Raw genomic sequence first — 18,975 nt, 5'->3', positions numbered from 1 at the left:
ACACGGCGCACGCGTGTTCAGGCCGGGGTCTGCAACTGCCGTAGCTGCCGCTGCACATGGTCGAGCGCCCCCTCGCGGCGCCCGGGGACCCGGCCGCGCAACTCGGCGAGCGCCGCTCCCAGTTCGCGGGCGCGGGCGGGGTCGCGGATCTGGCCCCACTGGTGGTGGGCGCGGTCCACGGCGGCCTCGACGGCGGGCGCGTCCGGCGCCTGTCCGGCGTTCAGACGGAGGGTGGCCACCGTCAGCCAGGTGTGGCAGCTGCGGCCCGCGTCCCCGGCGAACATCGCCAGGTCGGCCCGGACCTCGGCCCAGTGCAGGGCCTCCTCGGAGGCGGGCCCCTGCGCGGCGACGGCCGCCTGCTCGTGCCGGGCGGCGAGCGCGTCGGCGTCGGCGTGGCGGCCGGACTGGACGGCGGCCGTGATGGCGGCGTGCGGGTCACCGGCCGCGGGGCCCGGCGTGCTCAGCACCAGGTCGGTGCCCGCGCTCTCCGGCGCGATCCGGGCCAGCGCCTGCTGGTGCAACTGCTCCAGCGGCGGCCGGAACCCGCTGCGCAGGATCGTCGCGACGGCCTTCATGTACGCCGGTGCCGCGACCGTGCGTCTGGACGGCGGGGGCGCGATGCGGCCGTGCACGGCGTTGCCGCGGCCCGCATCCAGCGGGGTGCCGCGCAGCAGCTCCCAGGTCTCGGCGTCCGCGTGCAGGTCGAGCAGGAGGGTCGTCGCGCCGGCCGGTCTGAGGCGCAGTTCGTCCCGGAACCAGTGCCAGGGGAAGGCCGTGTAACGGGCGGTGGACGCGGTGGTGCGGGCCAGCGCCAGGTGGGGCAGGCGCTGGCGGCGGTCGAGCTGCAGCTGGCCGGTGACGTACACGGTGAGCGGGCCGGGGGCCGCCGCGGCGGCGCGGAGCCGGGTGAGGACGGCCTGCGGCTCCAGCGGGTCGGCGAGTTCGACGACGTTCGCGGTGTCCGTGCCGGCCAGCACGCCGGGCGGGACGGCGGCCAGGACGGGGAGCACGGACGCGGCGTCGACCAGGCGCCCCTTGCCCACCGGCGAGGCCGCCAGCAGCAGCACGGTTCCGGGCATCTCGTCCCTCCCCCTGTCGATCACGTACGTCAGCACGGTAACTGCTGCGGCTGCAAAGGGGGGCCCCAGGCCCCTAAACGTCCGCCTTCGGGGGCTTCGCCCCCCTCCTCGGCGACGGTGCGAAGGGCACACGGCGAGCAGCGCGTCGTGTCCGCCGACTTGCCAGGCGGTTCCCGGCGGTGTGCCCTGGGAGGCAGGGGCAGGGAGAGAGGAGAGCTCTCATGGCTCATGCGGCACCCGCCTCACGCAAGGTGACCAGGCGACGCCGTACCCCCGATGTCTTCGGCCCGCGCACCCACGCCATGGCGAAGGTCGCGGTACCCGTCGTCCTCGGGCTCGTCTACGGCTACTGGGCCGCGGCCAACCGGCGCGACGCCGGGCCCATCACCGGCTGGAACCTGCTGTTCGGCTTCCTCACCGCGCTCGTGTTCGCCGTACTGTTCGCCGCCGTGTGGGAGGTCGCCCCGCGGCTGCGGCGCGAACAGCACGCGCTGCTCTGGTTCGCCTTCACCGGCTGCGCGATCGGTTTCCTCTACAGCCAGTCCGGCGTGTCCGTGCTGCGGTCCACCGGGGCGGGGGTGGTGGTCGGGGCGGGCGTCTTCATAACGATGTTCTACCGCTACTACACCCACGAGGACGCCGCCGGCCGGCGCCTGGACTGACTCGGTACCGGCACGACACGTTCGGCTCGGCACGCGGGGCCGAATGCAGTCACGCCGGTCGCGGTCCGGGCCTGTGGAGCCTTGTCTGGAAGGGTGTCCGAGCGCGACCGGGCGCCGGCCGAGCAGGCGCCCTTCCGACCGCGGAACGCCCTGTCGGCCGTTCTGCTGGCCCTCGCGTGCCTGCTCGTGCCGTTCGGGACGCTCGCCTCCTGGGCGGCGCACGGGCTGACCGACACCGGCCGCTACGTCCGTACGATGGCGCCGCTCGCCGCCGACCCGGACGTGCGGCGCGCGATCGCGGACGCCCTCGGGGACGGCGTCATGCGGGAGGCCGGGCACGAGTTCGACACCGGTCCGCTGCGCGGCGCGGTCGGACCCTTCGTGCACGACGCGGCGCGCTCCTTCACCCGGACCGAGGCGTTCCGCACCGGGTGGGACGCGGCGAACCGGGCCGTCCACGACGCCGTGCTGCGCGCCCTGCGCGACGACGGCACCCGGGCCTCCGCCGTCACCGTCGACCTCGCGCCGGTCGTCGCCCGGGTCAAACACCGGCTCACCGCCGACCACGCGCCGTTCGCCCACCGCATCCCGGTCCCGCACACCCGGATCCCGGTGCTCCCGGCCGACGACGTGGACCGACTGCGCAGGGGATACCACGTGCTGGACACCGCCGCCTTCTGGCTGCCGCTCACCGCCGCCGTGTGCGCCGTGGCCGGGACCGCCCTCGCCGCGTGCCGCCGCCGCGCGGTCACCGCGCTCGGTTTTGGCACGGCCCTGGGCGGCGGGCTGCTCGTCCTGGCCGTCGCGATCGGCCGCCGCCTCACCCTCGCCGACCTGCCCGACGCGCTCGACCGCCCGGCCGCCGGCGCCGTCTACGACGCCCTGACGGCCACCCTGTCGACGGTGTCCTGGCTGCTGCTCGCCTTGGGCCTGACGGTGGCGCTCGGCTCGTGGCTCACGGGCCGGTACGGTCCCCGGCTCGCCGCGCGGCGACGTGCCCGAGCGTCCGCAGCGCCCGCCGCAGAACCGGCTCCGGAACCGAACCGAGCCCGAGCCTGACGGCGTCGGGCGTGTGGCCGGGGGAGACCGCGAAGGCGGGGCCGGGCGTGACGGCGATGCCGTGCGCGGCGGCGGCCGCCGTGAAGGTGTCCGCGCGCCACGGGGCGGGCAGCTCCCACCAGGCGAAGTAGGCGCCCGGCTCGGACCGTACGGCGAAGCCCGCGAGTTCCTCGGCGAGGATCCGCTGCCTGCGCGCCGCGTCCGCCCGCTTGGCCGCCACCAGCCGCGCCACGACCCCCTCCCCGGCCCACCGCACGGCCGCCTCCAGCGCGAACCGCCCCGCACTCCACCCGCCCGACCGCACGGCACCGGCCACGGCCCCGACCCGGTGCGGCGGCACGACGAGGAAACCCGCGGTGAGCCCCGGGGCGACCCGCTTGGAGAGACCGTCGACGACATGAGTGAGGGCCGGCGCGTGAGCGGCGAACGGATCACCCTGCTCCCGCAGGAAGGACCAGATGCGGTCCTCCACCACCGGCAGGTTCAGGTCGTGGACCAGCTGGGCGAGCTGCAGCAGGCGAGGGCGGCTCGTGGTCAGCGACGTCGGGTTGTGCAGCGTCGGCTGCACGTACAGCGCGGACAGCGGCGCCGAACGGTGCGCGGCGGCGACGGCCTCCGGGAGCAGCCCGGCCGCGTCACCGGCCAGCGGCACCAGGGTGATGCCCAGCCGCGCCGCGATCTCCTTGACCAGCGGATACGTCAGCTGCTCCACCCCCCGACCCGGCCGCCCGGCCGGACCAGGGAGGCCAGCGCGGCGGCGATGGCCTGCCGTGCGTTGCCGGTGAACAGCAGCCGGTCCGGGGCGGGGCGCCAGCCGGGAGTGGCGAGGAGCGCGGCCACGGCCTCCCGGGCGGACTCGGTACCGGTGGCGGCGGCCGGCAGCAGCGCCTCGGCCAGCACGTCGGGACGCAGCAGCGGCGCGAGGACGGGGGCGAGGAGCTCCGGCTGGCCGGGCGCGCTGGGGTAGTTGAGCTCCAGGTTGACGAGGGCGTCGCCCGGGCCGGGCTCGGCGAGCGCCCGCCCCGCCGGCCCGTCCGGTGCGGCCCGTACGAAGGTGCCGCGCCCGACCTCGCCGACGACCAGCCCGCGCCGCACGAGTTCGCCGTACACCCGCCCGGCCGTCGACGAGGCGATTCCCCGGCGCCGGGCGAACGCCCGCTGCGGCGGCAGCCGTTGGCCGGGCTTCAGCCGCCCGCTGGCGATGTCGTCGGCGATCCTGTCCGCGATACGGCGGTAGTCACCCATCGGTCGGCCTCCCCCTTGGATTGCACCGAGAGCAAAGATCTTATTGCACTGAGTAGTTGGAGCTGCCTAGGGTCTTCACATGGCACCCTTCCTCGCATACGAGGACAAAGGCCCCGTATCCCCTCGGCAGCCCCTTGTCCCCCTGGTTCTCGTCCACGGCCACCCCTTCGACCGCACGATGTGGGCCCCGCAGCTGGGCACGTTCTCCGCGGCCCGCCGCGTCATCGCCCCCGACCTGCGCGGCTACGGCGCCTCCCCGACCGCCCCGGCCCTCACGGACTTCGCGCGGTTCGCCCGGGACATCGAGGCCCTGCTCGACGAGCTGGGCGTGGAGTCCTTCGTCCTCGCCGGGCTCTCCATGGGCGGCCAGATCGCGATGGACTGCTACCGGCAGTTCCCCGGCCGCGTCCGCGGCCTCGTCCTCGCGGACACCTTCCCGGCGGCGGAGACCCCGGACGGCGTCCGCACCCGCGACGCCATGGCGGACCGCCTGCTGCGGGAGGGCATGCGCGGCTACGCCGACGAGGTCCTGGAGCGGATGGTCGCCCCCCACGCCCCCGCCGACGTCAAGGCCCACGTCCACCGCATGATGACGGCCACCTCCCCCGAGGGCGCCGCCGCGGCCCTGCGCGCCCGCGCCCGGCGCCCCGACTACACCGCCCTGCTGACCCAGGTCCGCGTCCCGGCCCTGGTCGTCGTCGGATCCGACGACACCTACACCCCCGTCTCCGACGCCCGCGCCCTGCACGCGGCCCTCCCGGACGCGGACCTGCACATCATCGAGGGCGCGGCCCACATGCCGAACCTCGAACGCCCCGCGGAGTTCGACCAGGCACTCGGGGAATTCCTGGCCCGCGTCGACGCCCGGCAACCTTCCCCCGCCCCACCCCGTCCTTGAGGGAGGATGCGGGCATCCCACCCCGCGAACGGAAGGCCGGGCCTTGGACACCGCCGCTGCCGAGTGGACCGCCACCGACGAGCCGGACCACCGTCCGCCCCGCCGGCGGCCCGGCGCCTGGTGCGCCGCCCTGCTGCTCGCCGCGGTCAGCGTGGCCGTCGGCTTCCGGACCGCCGACAGCGACGGCATCACGCCCGTCCCGCAGATCCTCGCCTTCCTCCCCTGGCTGCTCGCCCCCACCGGCCTGGCCCTGCTGTTCGCCCTGCTGTCCCGGTGGTGGCTCGGGACGGTCTGGGGCGTGCTCCTGCTCGGCCTGCTGGCCTGGTTCATCGAGCCGTACGGCAAGGTCGGCGACCCCGTCGGCCGCCCGGTCGCCGACCTGCGCGTGCTGACCTCGAACGTCGAGTTCGGGCAGGGCACCGGGCCCCTGGTCGCCGCCGTCCGCCGCGAGAAACCGGACGTCCTCTTCGTGGAGGAGTGCGACTACGCGTGCGACGCACGCCTGAAGCAGGATCTGGCGCGGGACTATCCCCACCGCCGGGCCGTCGAGGGCGGCGGCTCCGAGGGCTCCGTCATCCTCAGCCGCTTCCCGCTGCGGCCCACCGACGGCGTCCCCGGCACCATGGGCATGCCCGGGGCGATCGCCGACGTCGACGGCCACGCCGTACGGCTCCAGCTCGCCCACCCCATGCCGCCGCTGCCCGGCCGGCTCGACCTCTGGCGCACGGAGCTGGACGCCCTGCGCGACGCGGCCGCCACCAACCCCGGCACCCCCCTCGTCCTGGCCGGCGACTTCAACGCCTCCCAGGACCACGCCGCCTTCCGCCGCATCCTCGACACCGGCCTGAGCGACGCCGCCCGTCTGGACGACGCCGATCGCACGGCCACCTGGCCGGCCCGGACCGCGCCGACGTTCGGCACGCAGATCGACCACGTCCTGGTGTCGAAGGACTTCGCGGCCGACCGCACGCGCTTCCTGGACCTGGCCGGCACGGACCACCGGGCGGTGGTCACGGACCTGACGCTGTACGGGGAGAAGTAACGGAACAAGTAAGGGGGACGCCCGACGGGCGCCCCCCCATGGATACGTCTGCGGCTCAGACGCCGATGTCGCAGCCGTCCGCGCGCCACACGGCCACGACCGCCGGCCGGACGTACGTCCCGGGACCGTCGGGCCAGCTGCTGGCCGGCTTCTCCACGGACGCGCCGTCGATCTCGCCCGGGTGCTGCACCGCGACCAGGACACGCCGGTCCTGGATGATCGGACCGCAGGTCTCCGCCCCCGTCGGCACGGTCAGGAACTGCTTCAGCTCACCGCGCCGCTCACCCCGCGTCGCCACGCCGAACAGGCCGTCGTGCGAGCCGAGCTGGGAGCCGTCGGTGGAGATCCACAGGTTGCCGTAGGGGTCGAAGGCGACGTTGTCCGGGCAGGAGATCGGGCTGACGCCGTCCTTCGGGAACCCGGCGAAGTAGGTCGCCGGGTCGTCCGGGTCACCGGCGACGAGGAACAGCGACCAGGCGAACCTCGTGCTCTCGGGCCGGTTCCACCGCTCGGTGAGCTCCAGGACGTGCCCGTGCTTGTTGGCGTTGCGCGGATTGGCCTCGTCCGCCTTGGCGTTGGAACCGACGCCGCGGTTGGAGTTGTTCGTCAGGGCGACGTACACCTTGCCGGTGACGGGATTGGGCTCGATGTCCTCGGGCCGGTCCATCTTCGTGGCGCCCACCTTGTCACCGGCGACACGGGTGAAGACGAACACCTCCTCGGCGCTCATCCCGTCCACGTGCGAGACCGCACCCTCGGCGGTGGCGGTGGCCAGCGGAATCCACTCGCCGCTCCCGTCGAACTCGCCGTCGCCCGGCAGCTTGCCCGTGCCGTCGATCTCGATGGCGGGGGAGTCACCGGTGAGCTTGGCGACGTACAGCGTCCCCTCGTCGAGCAGGGAGAGGTTGTGCTCCCGCACGGCCCTGCCGCTGCCATGCCTCATCCGCTTGCTGCCGACGAACTTGTAGAAGTAGTCGAACCGCTCGTCGTCGCCGGTGTACACGACGGGCCGCCCGTCCGCCGTCATCCTGATGTTCGCGGCCTCGTGCTTGAACCGCCCGAGGGCGGTGTGCTTGCGCGGCGTGGAGCTCGGGTCGTACGGGTCGAACTCCACGACGTACCCGAACCGGTGCACCTCGTTCGGCTCCTGCGCGACGTCGAACCGCTTGTCGAACCGTTCCCACTTCCGCTCGCTGGCCCCGGTCCCGATCCCGTACCGCTTGTCGGTCGCCCGGCTGCTGCCCGCGAAGTACTGGTTGAAGTTCTCCTCGCCGTGCAGGGTCGTGCCCCACGGGGTCACGCCGCCCGAGCAGTTGTTGAGGGTGCCGAGCACCTTGGTGCCGGTCGGGTCGGCGGAGGTCTTCACGAGCTCGGACCCGGCGACGGGCCCGGTGAGCCGGAACTCGGTGGTCGCGGTGACGCGCCGGTTGAGCTGATGGCGCGGAACGGCGGTCAGTTTCCCGGTCTTCCGGTCCCCCTCCACGACGACGGCGGACAGCCCGTGCGCGGCCCACGCCACCTCGACCTGCTCCCGGGTCGGATGGGCGGCGTCGTACCCCCGGAACATGAGCACCTCGTCGGTGTACTCGTGATTGGCGACGAGCAGCTGCCGCCCACGCTCACCCGGCAGCGGAAGCAGCGCGAGAAAGTCGCAGTTGTACCCGAACTGTCCGGCCTGGGCCTTGGCGGTCTGCTTCTCCGGATCGAAGGCGGGTGCCCCGCGCAGGATGGGCTCGCCCCAGCGGATGACGACGTTCTGCCGGTACCCCTCCGGCACGGTCACGGCGTCGGCGGTATTGGGCGCGACGGGCGCGAACCGCAGCCCGCGCGCGCCCTTGTTCTTCCGCCGGGCGGCTTCGGCGGCGGCACCGGCCGACGCGCCTCCGGCCGGAGCGGCGCCGGCCTGCGGAGCCTGCGCGACACCCACGGCCCCCGCGCCCGCCGCGGCCACGGTCACCACGGCCGCGGCCCGCATCATCGACCGCCGGCTGAGCGCACCGGCGATCACATCACCGACGTACTCGTTGGAGCTGGTGTTGGGCACCTCGTGGAAGCAGGCGTCACCACACCGGAAACGACAGGTCAGGGCGGACCGGCCGCCAGGATGCGATCCGGACGGCGTTCCGATCAACGGCAGCAGCTTGCGCACTTTGCTCTCTCCTTGGATGCCCTTGGTGTCAGCGTGACCGTAGGGGCACATATGTGCGGCAGCCGGGCGCGAGGATGAACAGCGGGTGAACCTGCGGCAGCCTTACGGCAGTTACGGCGATTCAGCACGGCGACACCTTGGCAGGCCGGATGTCCCTCTTGACAGCGCGGACCGCCCACCCCCGACCCTGCCCAAGATCACCCAGGAGGGCCGCTAACCTTACGTGTCCGTCCTGGCCAGGGATTGACGGGCTTCAACTCACGCGAAGGGTTGCGCGCACATGGGCATTCTCACTCTCTTGCGGAACGCGTTCGGACGGTCACGCAAGTCACGGACCGCCGAGGCGGAGGGTGCGGCGCAGACTGCGACGACGACGCCCGAAACCCCGACGCCCCCCGCGACGGACCCGAAGGTCCCGTCCCCCTCCCCGGAACCCACCCCCGCCGCCCCGACGGCGGACGTCCCCGAACCCCGGAACGAACACGACCTCGTGTCGTTGGCCTTCGACCGCGTGACGGTCCCGAGGCCTGCGCGGTCTGCGGAGGGGGAGCAGGAGCCTGCGGCTGCGGAGGAGCCGGCGGTGCCGGAGGCAGAGGCCGAGGCCACGTCGGTGGTCGAGGAGCCGGCGGAGACAGCGGAGTCGTCTGAATCGGCCACGGCGGAGAAGCCGACGGCGACCGAGACGGAGCAGCCGACCGTCGCCGAGCCCGCGGCGCCCGAGAAGCCGGAGTCGTCGTCGACCTCTGAGCCGACAGCACCGGAAAAGCCCGAGGACGGCCCGGAGGCCCAGGCACAGACCGAGCCCCCGGCAGCTGCAAAGCCCAGGGCCAGGGCCAAGGCCGACACACCGCAGCAGCCCTCGCCCACCGACACGCGGGCGGACGCCGAGCCCGAGCCACGGCCCGAGACCCCCGCAGCCCCGAAGCCCGACTCCGAGCCGGCTGCCGAGAGCAAGCCCACGGCAGAAGCCGAACCCAAGCCGACGGCCGCCCCCAAGGTGACGCCCGCACCGAAGGCCGCCTCCAAGACGACGCCCGCCACGGCCTCCGACGGCAAGCCGACGACGAAGGCAGACGCACCGACCGAGGCGGACCCGACGGCGAAGACAGACCCGCCGGAGGCGAAGGCGGAGCCGGAGGCGAAGGCCGAGGCGGAGCCGGAGGCGAAGGCCAAGGCGGACGCGTCGGCCAAGGCGGAGCCGGAGGCGAAGGCCAAGGCGAAGGCCCAGGCGGAGCCGAAGGCCGAAGTCGACGCGCCGGTCGAGTCGGACGCGCCGGCCAAGGCGGAGCCGGAGGCGAAGGCCAAGGCGGACGCGCCGGCCAAGGCGGACGCGCCGGCCAAGGCGGACGCGCCGGCCAAGGCGGACGCGTCGGCCAAGGCGGAGCCGAAGGCCGAAGCGGACGCGCCGGTCGAGTCGGACGCGCCGGCCAAGGCGGAACCCACGGCCAAGACAAAGCCGAAGGCCAAGGCGAAGCCGAAGGCCGAGCCCGTGGACGCTCCCGCAGCCGCCGGCGGCGAGTCCGCCCCACAGGGGCCACCCGCACCCGACGACGAAAGCAGCACGGGTGGTGCGGGTGGGAACGACACGGCCGAAGCCGAAGGCGAGGCCGAGCCGGACGTCACCCCCACCCCCGCCGTCCCCCTCACCCGCATCAAGACCCGCGCCCCAGGCCTCACCACCGCCTACAAGGCCGCCGCCGCCGCCCTCAAGCAGCACAACCTCACCGGCACCCGGGCCAAGGTCTACCTCGTCCTCGACCGCTCCGCCTCCATGCGCCCGTACTACAAGGACGGCTCAGCCCAGGCCCTCGCCGAGCAGACCCTCGCCCTCGCCGCCCACCTCGACCCCGAGGCCACCGTCCCGGTCGTCTTCTTCTCCACCGAACTCGACGGCACCGGCGAGATCGCCCTCACCGACCACGAGAACAAGATCGACGACCTGCACGCCGGCCTCGGCCGCATGGGCCGCACCAGCTACCACGCAGCCGTCGAGGCCGTCCTCGCCCACCACGACAAGGAAGCCACCACCAAAACCCCCGGCACACCCACCCTGGTGATCTTCCAGACGGACGGCGCCCCCGACGCCAAGACCCCCGCCACCCAGGCCCTCACCGAGGCCGCCAAGACGCACCCCACCGTCTTCTTCTCCTTCGTCGCCTTCGGTGACCCGGAGAACAAGGCCTTCGACTACCTCCGCAAGCTCAAGACCCCCAACACGTCCCACTTCCTCGCCGGCGAAACCCCCCGCGAGCTCACGGACAAGGAGCTCTACGAGGGCGTACTGGCGAACTGGCGCCCGTAGAACCCCTCAGGACCCGCAGAACCCCCGGGGGGTGGACAGAGGGCAGAGCCCTGTGTCCACCCCCCGAAACACGTGTGAGTCGATCTTCAACGGACCAGTAGGATTTCGACCATGGCGGCCACTGGATCCGAGAAGCAGGGGGCGAAGGCGTACTACGTCTCGACCCCCATCTACTACGTCAACGACGCTCCTCACCTGGGCCACGCCTATACGACCGTCGCAGGCGACGTGCTCACCCGCTGGCACCGCCAGCGCGGCGAGAAGGTGTGGTACCTCACCGGCACGGACGAGCACGGTCAAAAGATCATGCGCACGGCCGAGGCCAACGGGGTCACCCCCCAGGCGTGGGCCGACAAACTCGTCACCGAAGCGTGGAAGCCTCTCTGGGAGCACCTGGAGATCGCGAACGACGACTTCATCCGCACCACGCAGAAGCGGCACACGGACCGCGTCCAGGAGTTCGTCCAGGACCTGTACGACAAGGGCGAGATCTACAAGGGCGGCTACGAGGGCCCGTACTGCGTCGGCTGCGAGGAGTACAAGCTCCCCGGCGAGCTCCTCGACGGCGAGGGCGAGTACGCGGGCCAGAAGCTCTGCCCGATCCACAAGAAGCCCGTGGAGATCCTCAGCGAGGAGAACTACTTCTTCAAGCTGAGCGAGTACGGCGAGAAGCTCCTCGCCCATTACGAGGCCAACCCCGGCTTCATCCAGCCCGAGTCCGCGCGCAACGAGGTCGTGAACTTCGTACGGCAGGGCCTGCAGGACCTCTCCATCTCCCGCTCGACCTTCGACTGGGGCGTCCCGGTCCCCTGGGACGACAAGCACGTGATCTACGTGTGGGTCGACGCCCTGCTGAACTACGCCACGGCGGTCGGCTACAACGAGAACCAGGCCAAGTTCGAGGAGACCTTCCCGGCCGACGTCCACCTGGTCGGCAAGGACATCCTCCGCTTCCACGCGGTGATCTGGCCCGCGATGCTGATGGCGCAGGGCCTCCCCCTGCCCGGCAAGATCGCGGCCAACGGCTGGCTGATGGTCGGCGGCGAGAAGATGTCGAAGTCGAACCTGACCGGCATCAAGCCGCAGGACCTGACCTCGCACTTCGGCGTGGACGCGTACCGCTGGTACTTCCTGCGCGCGATCGCCTTCGGCCAGGACGGCTCGTTCTCCTGGGAGGACTTCTCCGCCCGCTACACCAGCGAGCTGGCGAACGACTACGGCAACCTGGCGTCCCGCGTCGCGGCGATGGTCGGCAAGTACTTCGGCGGCGAGCTGCCGGCGTCGGCGGCCGACGGCGCGGCGGAGCAGGCGATCCACGAGGGCCTGGCGAAGGCCGTCACGGAGGCGGACCGCCGGATCGGCGAGGAGCTGGACTTCCAGGGCGGCATCCTGGCGGTCTTCGACTTCGTCAAGCAGGTCAACGGCTACATCACGGAGCAGGAGCCGTGGAAGGTGGCCAAGGACACGTCCGACGAGGGCAAGGCCCGCCTGGCCACGATCCTCTACACGGCCGCGGAGTCCCTGCGCGCTGTGGCGGTCCTCCTCAACCCGGTCATGCCGGAGACCTCCCAGAAGCTCTGGGACTCGCTCGGCGCGGCGGCCTCCCTCGGCGCCCTCGCGGACCAGAAGATCGGCGAGGCCGGCGAGTGGGGCAGGCTCCCGGCCGGCACGACGGTCACCAAGGGCGCGGTCCTCTTCCCGCGCCTGGAGGACAAGCCGACGGCGTAACCGGCGTAACACGCTCGCTACAGCACGGGGCCCGGGAGAACGAGAACCTTCTCCCGGGCCCCGTGCTTTGCGAAGATCCCGGGAGACCGGCCACCCGGCCGCCATCACACACCCGGGGGACTCCCATGGCACTGTTCGGCAACGCCCACACCATCGACCCGGCATCGGCCCAGCACGACTACGCCCGCCTCCTCGGCCACGGCGAACAGGTCCACGCCGCGTTCCTCCTGATCCGCGACACCATCCTCTTCACCGACCGCCGCCTGATCCTGATCGACAAGCAGGGCATCACCGGCAAGAAGGTCGAGTACCACTCCGTCCCCTACCGCAGCATCACCCACTTCGCGGTGGAAACGGCCGGCACCTTCGACCTCGACGCCGAGCTGAAGATCTGGATCTCCGGCACCCCGACCCCCATCGAGAAAACCTTCACCAAGGGCGTCGACATCTACGAGGTCCAGGCGATCCTGACCCAGTTCGTGGCCAGGTAAAGGCGTCAGCTCTCCACGGCGTAGGGCACGAAGTCGGCCCATGCGCCGAGTGTGATCGCCAGCCGGGGGCCTTCGACGTTCTTGGAGTCACGAACGTGCACGGTGCCGGGGGTAACGGCAAGCTCAACGCAGGAGTTGCCGTCGTTGCCGCTGCTGTAGCTGCTCTTGAACCACGCCAGCTCAGAGGCGTCCCCGGCGGTGGTCTTGCGGATCATGTCTCTCCCAGCAGTTGTTCGATGAAGGCCAGCGACTCCCGTGGTGAGAGGGCCTGAGCCCGGATCGTGCCATACCGCAGCTCAAGGATGCGCAGGTGTTTGAGTTCCGAGGTCGGCCGGCCGTTGAACGCGCCATCGGAGCGGCCCACTGCTGAACCGTCTGCGAACTTCAGCAGCTCGATCTTGCCGTCCATGCCGGAGTGCGTCTCGCAGTTCAACGGCATCACCTGAAGAACAACGTTGTGCAGTCGACCCACCTCCAACAGACGTTCGAGCTGCTGGCGCAACACCATTGTGCCCCCGATCGGACGGCGCAGGGCTGCCTCTTCCAGGACGAAGCTGAGCGCGGGCGCGGGTGAACGCTCGAAGACCGACGCTCGAGCCACGCGCGCGGCCACCATCCGATCCACCTCATCCGGGGAGTAAGGGGGCTGCATGGCTTCGAACAACGCGCGCGCGTGGTCAGCGACCTGCAAGAGCCCATTGATGCCGTTGCTCTCGTAGATGCCGATCTCTACCGCCTGCGCCTCCAACTTGGCCAGCTCCCGAACCTTCTTCGGATACCGGACCTTCTTCACGTCCTCCCAAGCCGCCGCAACGAGCCCACCCGCTCCCAACACCTCGTCGGCCCTGTCCAGGTACTCCTTCCGAGGGATCCGCTTCCCACCCTCGACCTTGTAGACAAGGTCCTCCCCGTACCCGACGGCCACCGCGAACTCGGCGGCCCGCATCCCCACCGCCTCACGCCGCAGCCTCAACTGCCGCCCCACCGTGGTGATGACGGCCACTCCCCACTCATCGTCCGGATCCACCTCCCACCCCGGCTCGTCCGCTTCCCCACTGAGCCGACGCACCTCGCCGTCCACCGACATGCCGCACCCTCCTTCGTCCTGCCGACAGCCCGGACAACGGCCGACGAGCCCCGGACAGTCACCCTACGTATCGACGCTGTCACTGTTCACGGTAGGCAGGTGCCGCCACGCTCAGTGACGTGAATCAGGAAAAGTCCACCCAACTTCTCTCGCCCACCGAGCACTTCATCGTCCAGCTGTCATCCACACCACGCGGCGCCCGTCTCGCCCGGCTGCTCGCCACGGAGTGGATGCGCACCCGGGAGGTGCCCCACCGCATCACCGAAGCCGCCGAACATCTCGTCGCCGAACTCGCCGCGAACGCCGCCACTCACGGGCGGCTCCCCGGCCGCGACTTCCGCCTCGTGCTCCGGGCCAGCTGCGAAACCCTCCGCATCGAAGTCACGGACACCCGAGGTGACGACCTCCCCCGCCACCCCGCACCCGCCCCCGACGCCGAGTCAGGACGTGGCCTCCTCCTCGTCGAGGCCCTCGCCGACCGCTGGGGCGCGCTCGTCGCCGCCGTGGAGGTCATCTCCCGCTCGAACCCGGACAACGACTGGGTCACCAAGATGCGCGACTACCCCCTCATGGGCGTCCCCGTCTACGCGATCTTCGATCCCCGCACCGGCACCGGAACCGTGCTCACCGACATCCATGCCACCCCCGACGGCCCCCGCTACGCCACCCGCAAGGACTTCGTGTACGGGGAGGACGTCACCATCGCCGACTGGACGATCTCCACCGAGGACCTGCCGCGTTACGAAGGCGGGACCGGCGAACAGCAGTGAGCCCCTCCTCTGGACGGGGAAACGAACCACCCGCGCGGCATGCGGTCGTTCGACAAGGCAACAGCGAAGTACTGGTGCGAATGGCTGGGGCCCACTCCACAAAAGGAGCAGGCCCCAGCGCACAGTCGGCTCGAAGCGGCGTGTCTAGCTCACCGCCGTCTTCCCCGTCACCCCCGCACGATCCCCGGCTCCCGCCCGCGGCCCCCTGTTGGTGTGCCGTACGAACGCCACGCCCAGCACCGCCAGGATCGACGCCGCCGACAGGGTGTACAGGCCCCCGTTCGTGCTGCCCGTCGTGTCCTTGAGGTAGCCGAACAGGGTGGGCGACACGAAACCGCCCAGGTTGCCGATGGAGTTGACCAGTGCCAGACCCGGCGCGGCGATCTTCAGGTCGAGGCCCGACTGGGCCATCGGCCAGAACAGCGTGGCCGCGCACTTGCCGCCGACCGCGGCGAGGGTGAGGGCGGCCAGGCCGAACCAGGGCGAACCGAGTGTGGCGAGGAAGGTGCCGATGGCCGACAGGACCAGGGCGATCGCCAGGTAGGGGCGGCGGTCCCGGGCCCGGTCGGTGAAGTGGGCCATCGTGTACATCGCGATCACCGCGCAGATCCAGGGGATCGCCGACAGCAGGCCGATCTGGAAGGGCGACAGTCCGCCGATCTCCTCCACCAGGCTCGGCAGCCAGAACGTGATCGCGTAGCCGGTGAGCGCCATCGCGAAGAAGACCGCGGTCAGGACGGCGACCTGGGGATGGAAGATCAGCTTCAGCCGCGACACCGACGGCGCCCGGTCACGCGCCTCCTTGTCCCGCGCCACCGCCTCGCTCAGCGCGTCCTTCTCTTCCTGCGTCAGCCACTTCGCGTCCTGGATCCGGGAGACGAGGAAGAACCCGGCGATGAAGCCGACCAGGATCGAGAAGGCCCCCTCCAGGGCGAACATCCACCGCCAGCCCGCGACACCGCCCGCGCCGTGCAGCTCCAGCAGCGCGCCGGTGATCGGGCCCGTGACGATGTACGCCGTGGCCGAGCCGCCCAGGAAGATCGCACTGGCCCGGCCCCGGCTGGAGTCCGGCAGCCACTGGGTGAAGTAGAGGAGCACGCCGGGGAAGAAGCCGGCCTCCGCGACACCGAGCAGGAAGCGCAGGGAGTAGAACATCCACACGTTGTGGATGAAGCACATCGCCACGATCACCGCGCCCCAGGTGATCATGATCCGGGTCAGCCAGACCCGGGCTCCGAGCCGCTCCAGGAGCATGTTGCTCGGCACCTCGAACAGGGCGTACCCGATGAAGAACAGGCCCGCGCCGAGCCCGTAGGCGGTGGCGCTCACCCCGACATCGGCCCGCAGTTCGTTCTGGACGAACCCCACGTTCGTCCGGTCCATCTGGTTGACCAGCAGCATCAGGACCAGGATCGGAAGCATGCGGCGCAGGAATTTGCCGACCGCACGCTGCTCGGCCTCGGGTATGGCTGTTGCGGCGTCTGACATCGTTGTCTCCCTCGATGTGCACATACGTGAACAGCAGTCACGTACGCGTTCTCGAAGGGACTTTATGGAGGCTTAACTTCCGGGTCAACGGGTTGAGCAGAAGTACATATACGTGAATGCGGGGCGGACGGCCGTACACGTCCACCCCACACACGCCGTCAGACGTCCGTCAGCCCGTGGGATCGACACCCATGGTGAGGCCGGCGACGACGCCCTTCGCGATGGCGTTCTTCCTGTACTGGAGCTTCAGCAGCCCGCCCTGGGTGCCGTTGCCCGGGTAGATGGTGTCCTCGTCGAGGGTGGTGCGGGTCGTGGTGTTGGTGGAGTACGGCTCGACCTCGGCGGAGGCCAGCACGGACTCCTCGTCGAAGAAGAGCTGACCGGTGTGGCAGGTCGTGCCGCCCTCGTAACCGGCGTCGGTCCAGGTGCCGTTCACATGCACCTTGGTGTGGATGTGCACGCAGCGGCCCTGGTACCAGCCGGGGAAGACCGTACGGAACTCGACGAACCCCCGCTTGTCCGTCCGCCAGGTGCCGCGCAGGTAGCGCTCGTCGTCCGTGGGCTCCTGGTGCCCGCCACCACCGCCACCGTCCGGGGGCGCGCCCGTGGGAGTGCCGGTCGGCGTTCCGGTCGGCGCACCCGTGGGCGGCGTGCCGCCCCCGCCGCCTCCGCCCCCGCCGTCGCCGCTGCCCATCGCCTCGTACCCGGAGTACACACCGAGTGCGTTGCAGTGCCAGATGTCGACGGCGGCGTTCGCGAGGGGCTTGCAGGTCTCGGAGTCGATCACCTTGAGGCGCAGGGTGAGCGGGATGCCCTCCTGGTCCTCGGTGATGTCCCGGCGGAGCTTGTCCGCGTCGATGTAGTAGGGGCCTTCGGTGGTCTCCGAGGTCAGCTTGTAGCAGGCCTCGCCCGCGCTCCCGGTGGCCTTGGACCGGGCGGCGTCCGTCCCCTCGTCGGCGAACGCGCCCGTCGCGAACGTACCGCCGACGCCCGCCGCCACCACCGCGCCGACGCCCGCGGCGACGACCTTACGGCGTGTCAGATCCCGCTTGTGTTCCGGCTCTTGGGCCGCTTCGTGTCCCGTCATGGGAAGGGAAGCTAGGGACCCTGTCTGTCAGGAACCTGAGTAAGAGCTGGGCAAGAGCCCTGGGTGCGAAAGTGGCTCGGAACCGACGCCGGTTCCGAGCCACTCCCTACAGGTCGCCTACTTCGGCTGCGGCTTGCGCACCGACAGGTGCAGCTCCTTCAGCCGCGCCTCCTCCAGCTCCGTCGGCGCGCCCATCATCAGGTCCTGGGCGTTGCCGTTGAGCGGGAAGGCGATGGTCTCGCGGATGTTGGGCTCGTCGGCGAGCAGCATCACGATGCGGTCGACGCCCGGGGCGATGCCGCCGTGCGGCGGGGCGCCGAAGCGGAAGGCGCGCAGCATGCCGGCGAACTTCTCCTCGACGGTCTCGCGGTCGTACCCGGCGATCTCGAAGGCCTTGAGCATGATCTCCGGCTCGTGGTTCCGGATCGCGCCGGAGGACAGCTCGACGCCGTTGCAGACGATGTCGTACTGCCAGCCCAGGATGTCCAGCGGGTCCTGGGTCTCCAGGGCCTCCAGACCGCCCTGCGGCATGGAGAAGGGGTTGTGCGAGAAGTCGATCGCGCCGGTCTCCTCGTCCTTCTCGTACATCGGGAAGTCGACGATCCAGCAGAAGCGGAAGACGTTCTCCTCGAAGTGCCCGGCACGCTTGGCGGCTTCCACCCGCACCGCGCCCATGATCTTGGAGACCTCGTCGAACTCGCCCGCGCCGAAGAACACCGCGTGGCCGGCGGCCAGGGAGAGCCGCTTGGTGAGCTCCGCGACGTTGTCCTCCGTCAGGAACTTCGCGATCGGGCCCGACAGCGAGCCGTCCTCGGCGACGCGGACCCAGGCCAGGCCCTTGGCGCCCTGCGAGACGGCGTAGTCGCCGAGCTGGTCGAAGAACTTGCGGGGCTGGGCGGAGACGTCCGGCACCGGCAGGGCACGGACGTGCTTGCCGGCGAACGCCTTGAACTCCGAGCCCTCGAAGATGTCGGTGATGTCGACGAGTTCGAGCTGGGCGCGCAGGTCGGGCTTGTCGGAGCCGTACTTCAGCATCGCCTCGCGGAACGGGATCCGCGGGAACGGCGAGGTGACGTGACGGTCGCCGCCGAACTCCTCGAACAGCTCCGTCATCAGCTTCTCGACGGGCTGGAACACGTCCTCCTGCTCGACGAAGCTCATCTCGATGTCGAGCTGGTAGAACTCGCCCGGCGAGCGGTCGGCGCGCGCGTCCTCGTCGCGGAAGCAGGGCGCGATCTGGAAGTAGCGGTCGAACCCGGAGATCATCAGCAGCTGCTTGAACTGCTGGGGCGCCTGGGGAAGGGCGTAGAACTTGCCCGGGTGCAGGCGGGACGGGACGACGAAGTCGCGGGCGCCCTCGGGGGAGGTCGCGGACAGGATCGGCGTCGCCATCTCGTTGAAGCCGAGGGCCGTCATCTTGTGCCGGATCGCCGAGATGACCGCCGTACGCAGCATGATGTTGCGGTGCATGCGCTCGCGGCGCAGGTCCAGGAAGCGGTACTCCAGGCGCCGCTCCTCGTTGACCCCGTCCTCGGTGTTGATCGTGAACGGCAGCGGGGCGGCAGCGCCGAGCAGCTCGACCTCGCCGACCTCGACCTCGATCTCACCGGTCGGCAGGTCGGGGTTGATGTTCTCGGCGCCGCGGGAGACGACCTGGCCGTCGACACGGACGGTCGATTCCTTGGACAGCTTGTCGAGGGCCTCGTAGGCGGGGGTGCCGGGACGGGCCACGAGCTGCGTGATGCCGTAGTGGTCGCGCAGATCGATGAAGAGGATGCCGCCCAGGTCGCGCCGATTGTGCAGCCAGCCACTCAGCCGGACGTCGGTGCCGACGTCAGAGGAGCGGAGCTCGCCGCAGGTGTGGGACCTGTACCGATGCATCGTCGTT

The 18,975-nt window shown here is 71.1% G+C and carries 15 protein-coding genes and 1 pseudogene; 8 read left to right on the top strand and 8 right to left on the bottom strand.

Annotation, left to right across the window (positions count from 1 at the left end; all coding sequences use genetic code 11):
* Nucleotides 1–17: 17 nt before the first annotated feature.
* Nucleotides 18–1,079, bottom strand: a complete 1,062-nt coding sequence (locus QF034_RS20795; RefSeq protein WP_307176373.1) for a serine/threonine-protein kinase — start codon at nt 1,077–1,079, stop codon at nt 18–20.
* A 221-nt stretch (nt 1,080–1,300) separates the two neighbouring features.
* On the opposite strand from QF034_RS20795, the gene QF034_RS20790 reads away from it, so the two are divergent.
* Nucleotides 1,301–1,741 (top strand): hypothetical protein, encoded by a 441-nt coding sequence (locus QF034_RS20790; protein WP_307176372.1) that lies wholly within the window; start codon nt 1,301–1,303, stop codon nt 1,739–1,741.
* A gap of 93 nt (nt 1,742–1,834) precedes the next feature.
* Complete coding sequence (locus QF034_RS20785; RefSeq protein ID WP_307176371.1) at nt 1,835–2,800, top strand: hypothetical protein; 966 nt, start codon at nt 1,835–1,837, stop codon at nt 2,798–2,800.
* Here the strand turns inward: QF034_RS20785 and QF034_RS20780 are convergent.
* A pseudogene (locus tag QF034_RS20780) lies at nt 2,697–4,045 on the bottom strand (aminotransferase-like domain-containing protein). The gene QF034_RS20785 and the pseudogene QF034_RS20780 overlap by 104 nt on opposite strands.
* A gap of 79 nt (nt 4,046–4,124) precedes the next feature.
* Here QF034_RS20780 and QF034_RS20775 point away from each other — a divergent pair.
* Nucleotides 4,125–4,943, top strand: a complete 819-nt coding sequence (locus QF034_RS20775) for an alpha/beta fold hydrolase (RefSeq protein ID WP_307176370.1) — start codon at nt 4,125–4,127, stop codon at nt 4,941–4,943.
* Nucleotides 4,944–4,986: 43 nt separating this feature from the next.
* Nucleotides 4,987–5,985 carry an endonuclease/exonuclease/phosphatase family protein gene (locus QF034_RS20770; RefSeq protein ID WP_307176369.1) on the top strand — a complete coding sequence of 333 codons (999 nt, stop codon included), beginning with the start codon at nt 4,987–4,989 and terminating at the stop codon, nt 5,983–5,985.
* Nucleotides 5,986–6,040: 55 nt separating this feature from the next.
* Here QF034_RS20770 and QF034_RS20765 read toward each other — a convergent pair whose 3' ends face one another.
* A complete protein-coding gene (locus tag QF034_RS20765) occupies nt 6,041–8,134 on the bottom strand; it encodes a PhoX family protein (protein ID WP_307176368.1) in 2,094 nt (697 codons plus the stop codon).
* Between the two features lie 280 nt (nt 8,135–8,414).
* Between QF034_RS20765 and QF034_RS20760 the strand changes: the two genes are divergently transcribed.
* The 3 genes from QF034_RS20760 to QF034_RS20750 all read left to right on the top strand — a co-directional run bounded on the left by QF034_RS20760 (nt 8,415) and on the right by QF034_RS20750 (nt 12,655).
* Nucleotides 8,415–10,436: a VWA domain-containing protein gene (locus QF034_RS20760; protein WP_307176367.1), complete on the top strand. Its 2,022-nt coding sequence runs from the start codon at nt 8,415–8,417 to the stop codon at nt 10,434–10,436.
* A gap of 111 nt (nt 10,437–10,547) precedes the next feature.
* On the top strand, nt 10,548–12,164 hold the full coding sequence (gene metG, locus QF034_RS20755) for a methionine--tRNA ligase (protein ID WP_307176366.1): 1,617 nt from the start codon (nt 10,548–10,550) through the stop codon (nt 12,162–12,164).
* A gap of 125 nt (nt 12,165–12,289) precedes the next feature.
* Complete coding sequence (locus QF034_RS20750) at nt 12,290–12,655, top strand: PH domain-containing protein (protein WP_020270419.1); 366 nt, start codon at nt 12,290–12,292, stop codon at nt 12,653–12,655.
* 5 nt (nt 12,656–12,660) lie between these two features.
* Here QF034_RS20750 and QF034_RS20745 read toward each other — a convergent pair whose 3' ends face one another.
* Together QF034_RS20745 and QF034_RS20740 are read right to left on the bottom strand one after the other, a co-directional pair.
* Nucleotides 12,661–12,870: a DUF397 domain-containing protein gene (locus QF034_RS20745; protein ID WP_307176365.1), complete on the bottom strand. Its 210-nt coding sequence runs from the start codon at nt 12,868–12,870 to the stop codon at nt 12,661–12,663.
* Entirely contained in the window at nt 12,867–13,742 is an 876-nt protein-coding gene (locus QF034_RS20740; RefSeq protein WP_307176364.1) for a helix-turn-helix domain-containing protein, read from the bottom strand. The genes QF034_RS20745 and QF034_RS20740 overlap by 4 nt, the downstream gene beginning before the upstream one ends.
* 119 nt (nt 13,743–13,861) lie before the next feature.
* Between QF034_RS20740 and QF034_RS20735 the strand changes: the two genes are divergently transcribed.
* Nucleotides 13,862–14,512 carry an ATP-binding protein gene (locus tag QF034_RS20735; protein ID WP_307176363.1) on the top strand — a complete coding sequence of 217 codons (651 nt, stop codon included), beginning with the start codon at nt 13,862–13,864 and terminating at the stop codon, nt 14,510–14,512.
* A gap of 144 nt (nt 14,513–14,656) precedes the next feature.
* On the opposite strand, the gene QF034_RS20730 is transcribed toward QF034_RS20735, so the two are convergent.
* The 3 genes from QF034_RS20730 to aspS all read right to left on the bottom strand — a co-directional run bounded on the left by QF034_RS20730 (nt 14,657) and on the right by aspS (nt 18,968).
* A complete protein-coding gene (locus QF034_RS20730; RefSeq protein WP_307176362.1) occupies nt 14,657–16,000 on the bottom strand; it encodes an MFS transporter in 1,344 nt (447 codons plus the stop codon).
* A gap of 169 nt (nt 16,001–16,169) precedes the next feature.
* Nucleotides 16,170–17,087, bottom strand: a complete 918-nt coding sequence (locus tag QF034_RS20725; protein ID WP_307176361.1) for an intradiol ring-cleavage dioxygenase — start codon at nt 17,085–17,087, stop codon at nt 16,170–16,172.
* A gap of 117 nt (nt 17,088–17,204) precedes the next feature.
* On the bottom strand, nt 17,205–18,968 hold the full coding sequence (aspS, locus tag QF034_RS20720; protein ID WP_307176360.1) for an aspartate--tRNA ligase: 1,764 nt from the start codon (nt 18,966–18,968) through the stop codon (nt 17,205–17,207).
* Nucleotides 18,969–18,975 lie beyond the last annotated feature (7 nt).

This window comes from Streptomyces africanus, from assembly GCF_030816955.1.
Taxonomy (GTDB): Bacteria; Actinomycetota; Actinomycetes; order Streptomycetales; family Streptomycetaceae; genus Streptomyces; species Streptomyces africanus.
Note: the sequence above shows the minus strand (reverse complement) of the source record. Positions and strands in the feature narration are given on the sequence as shown.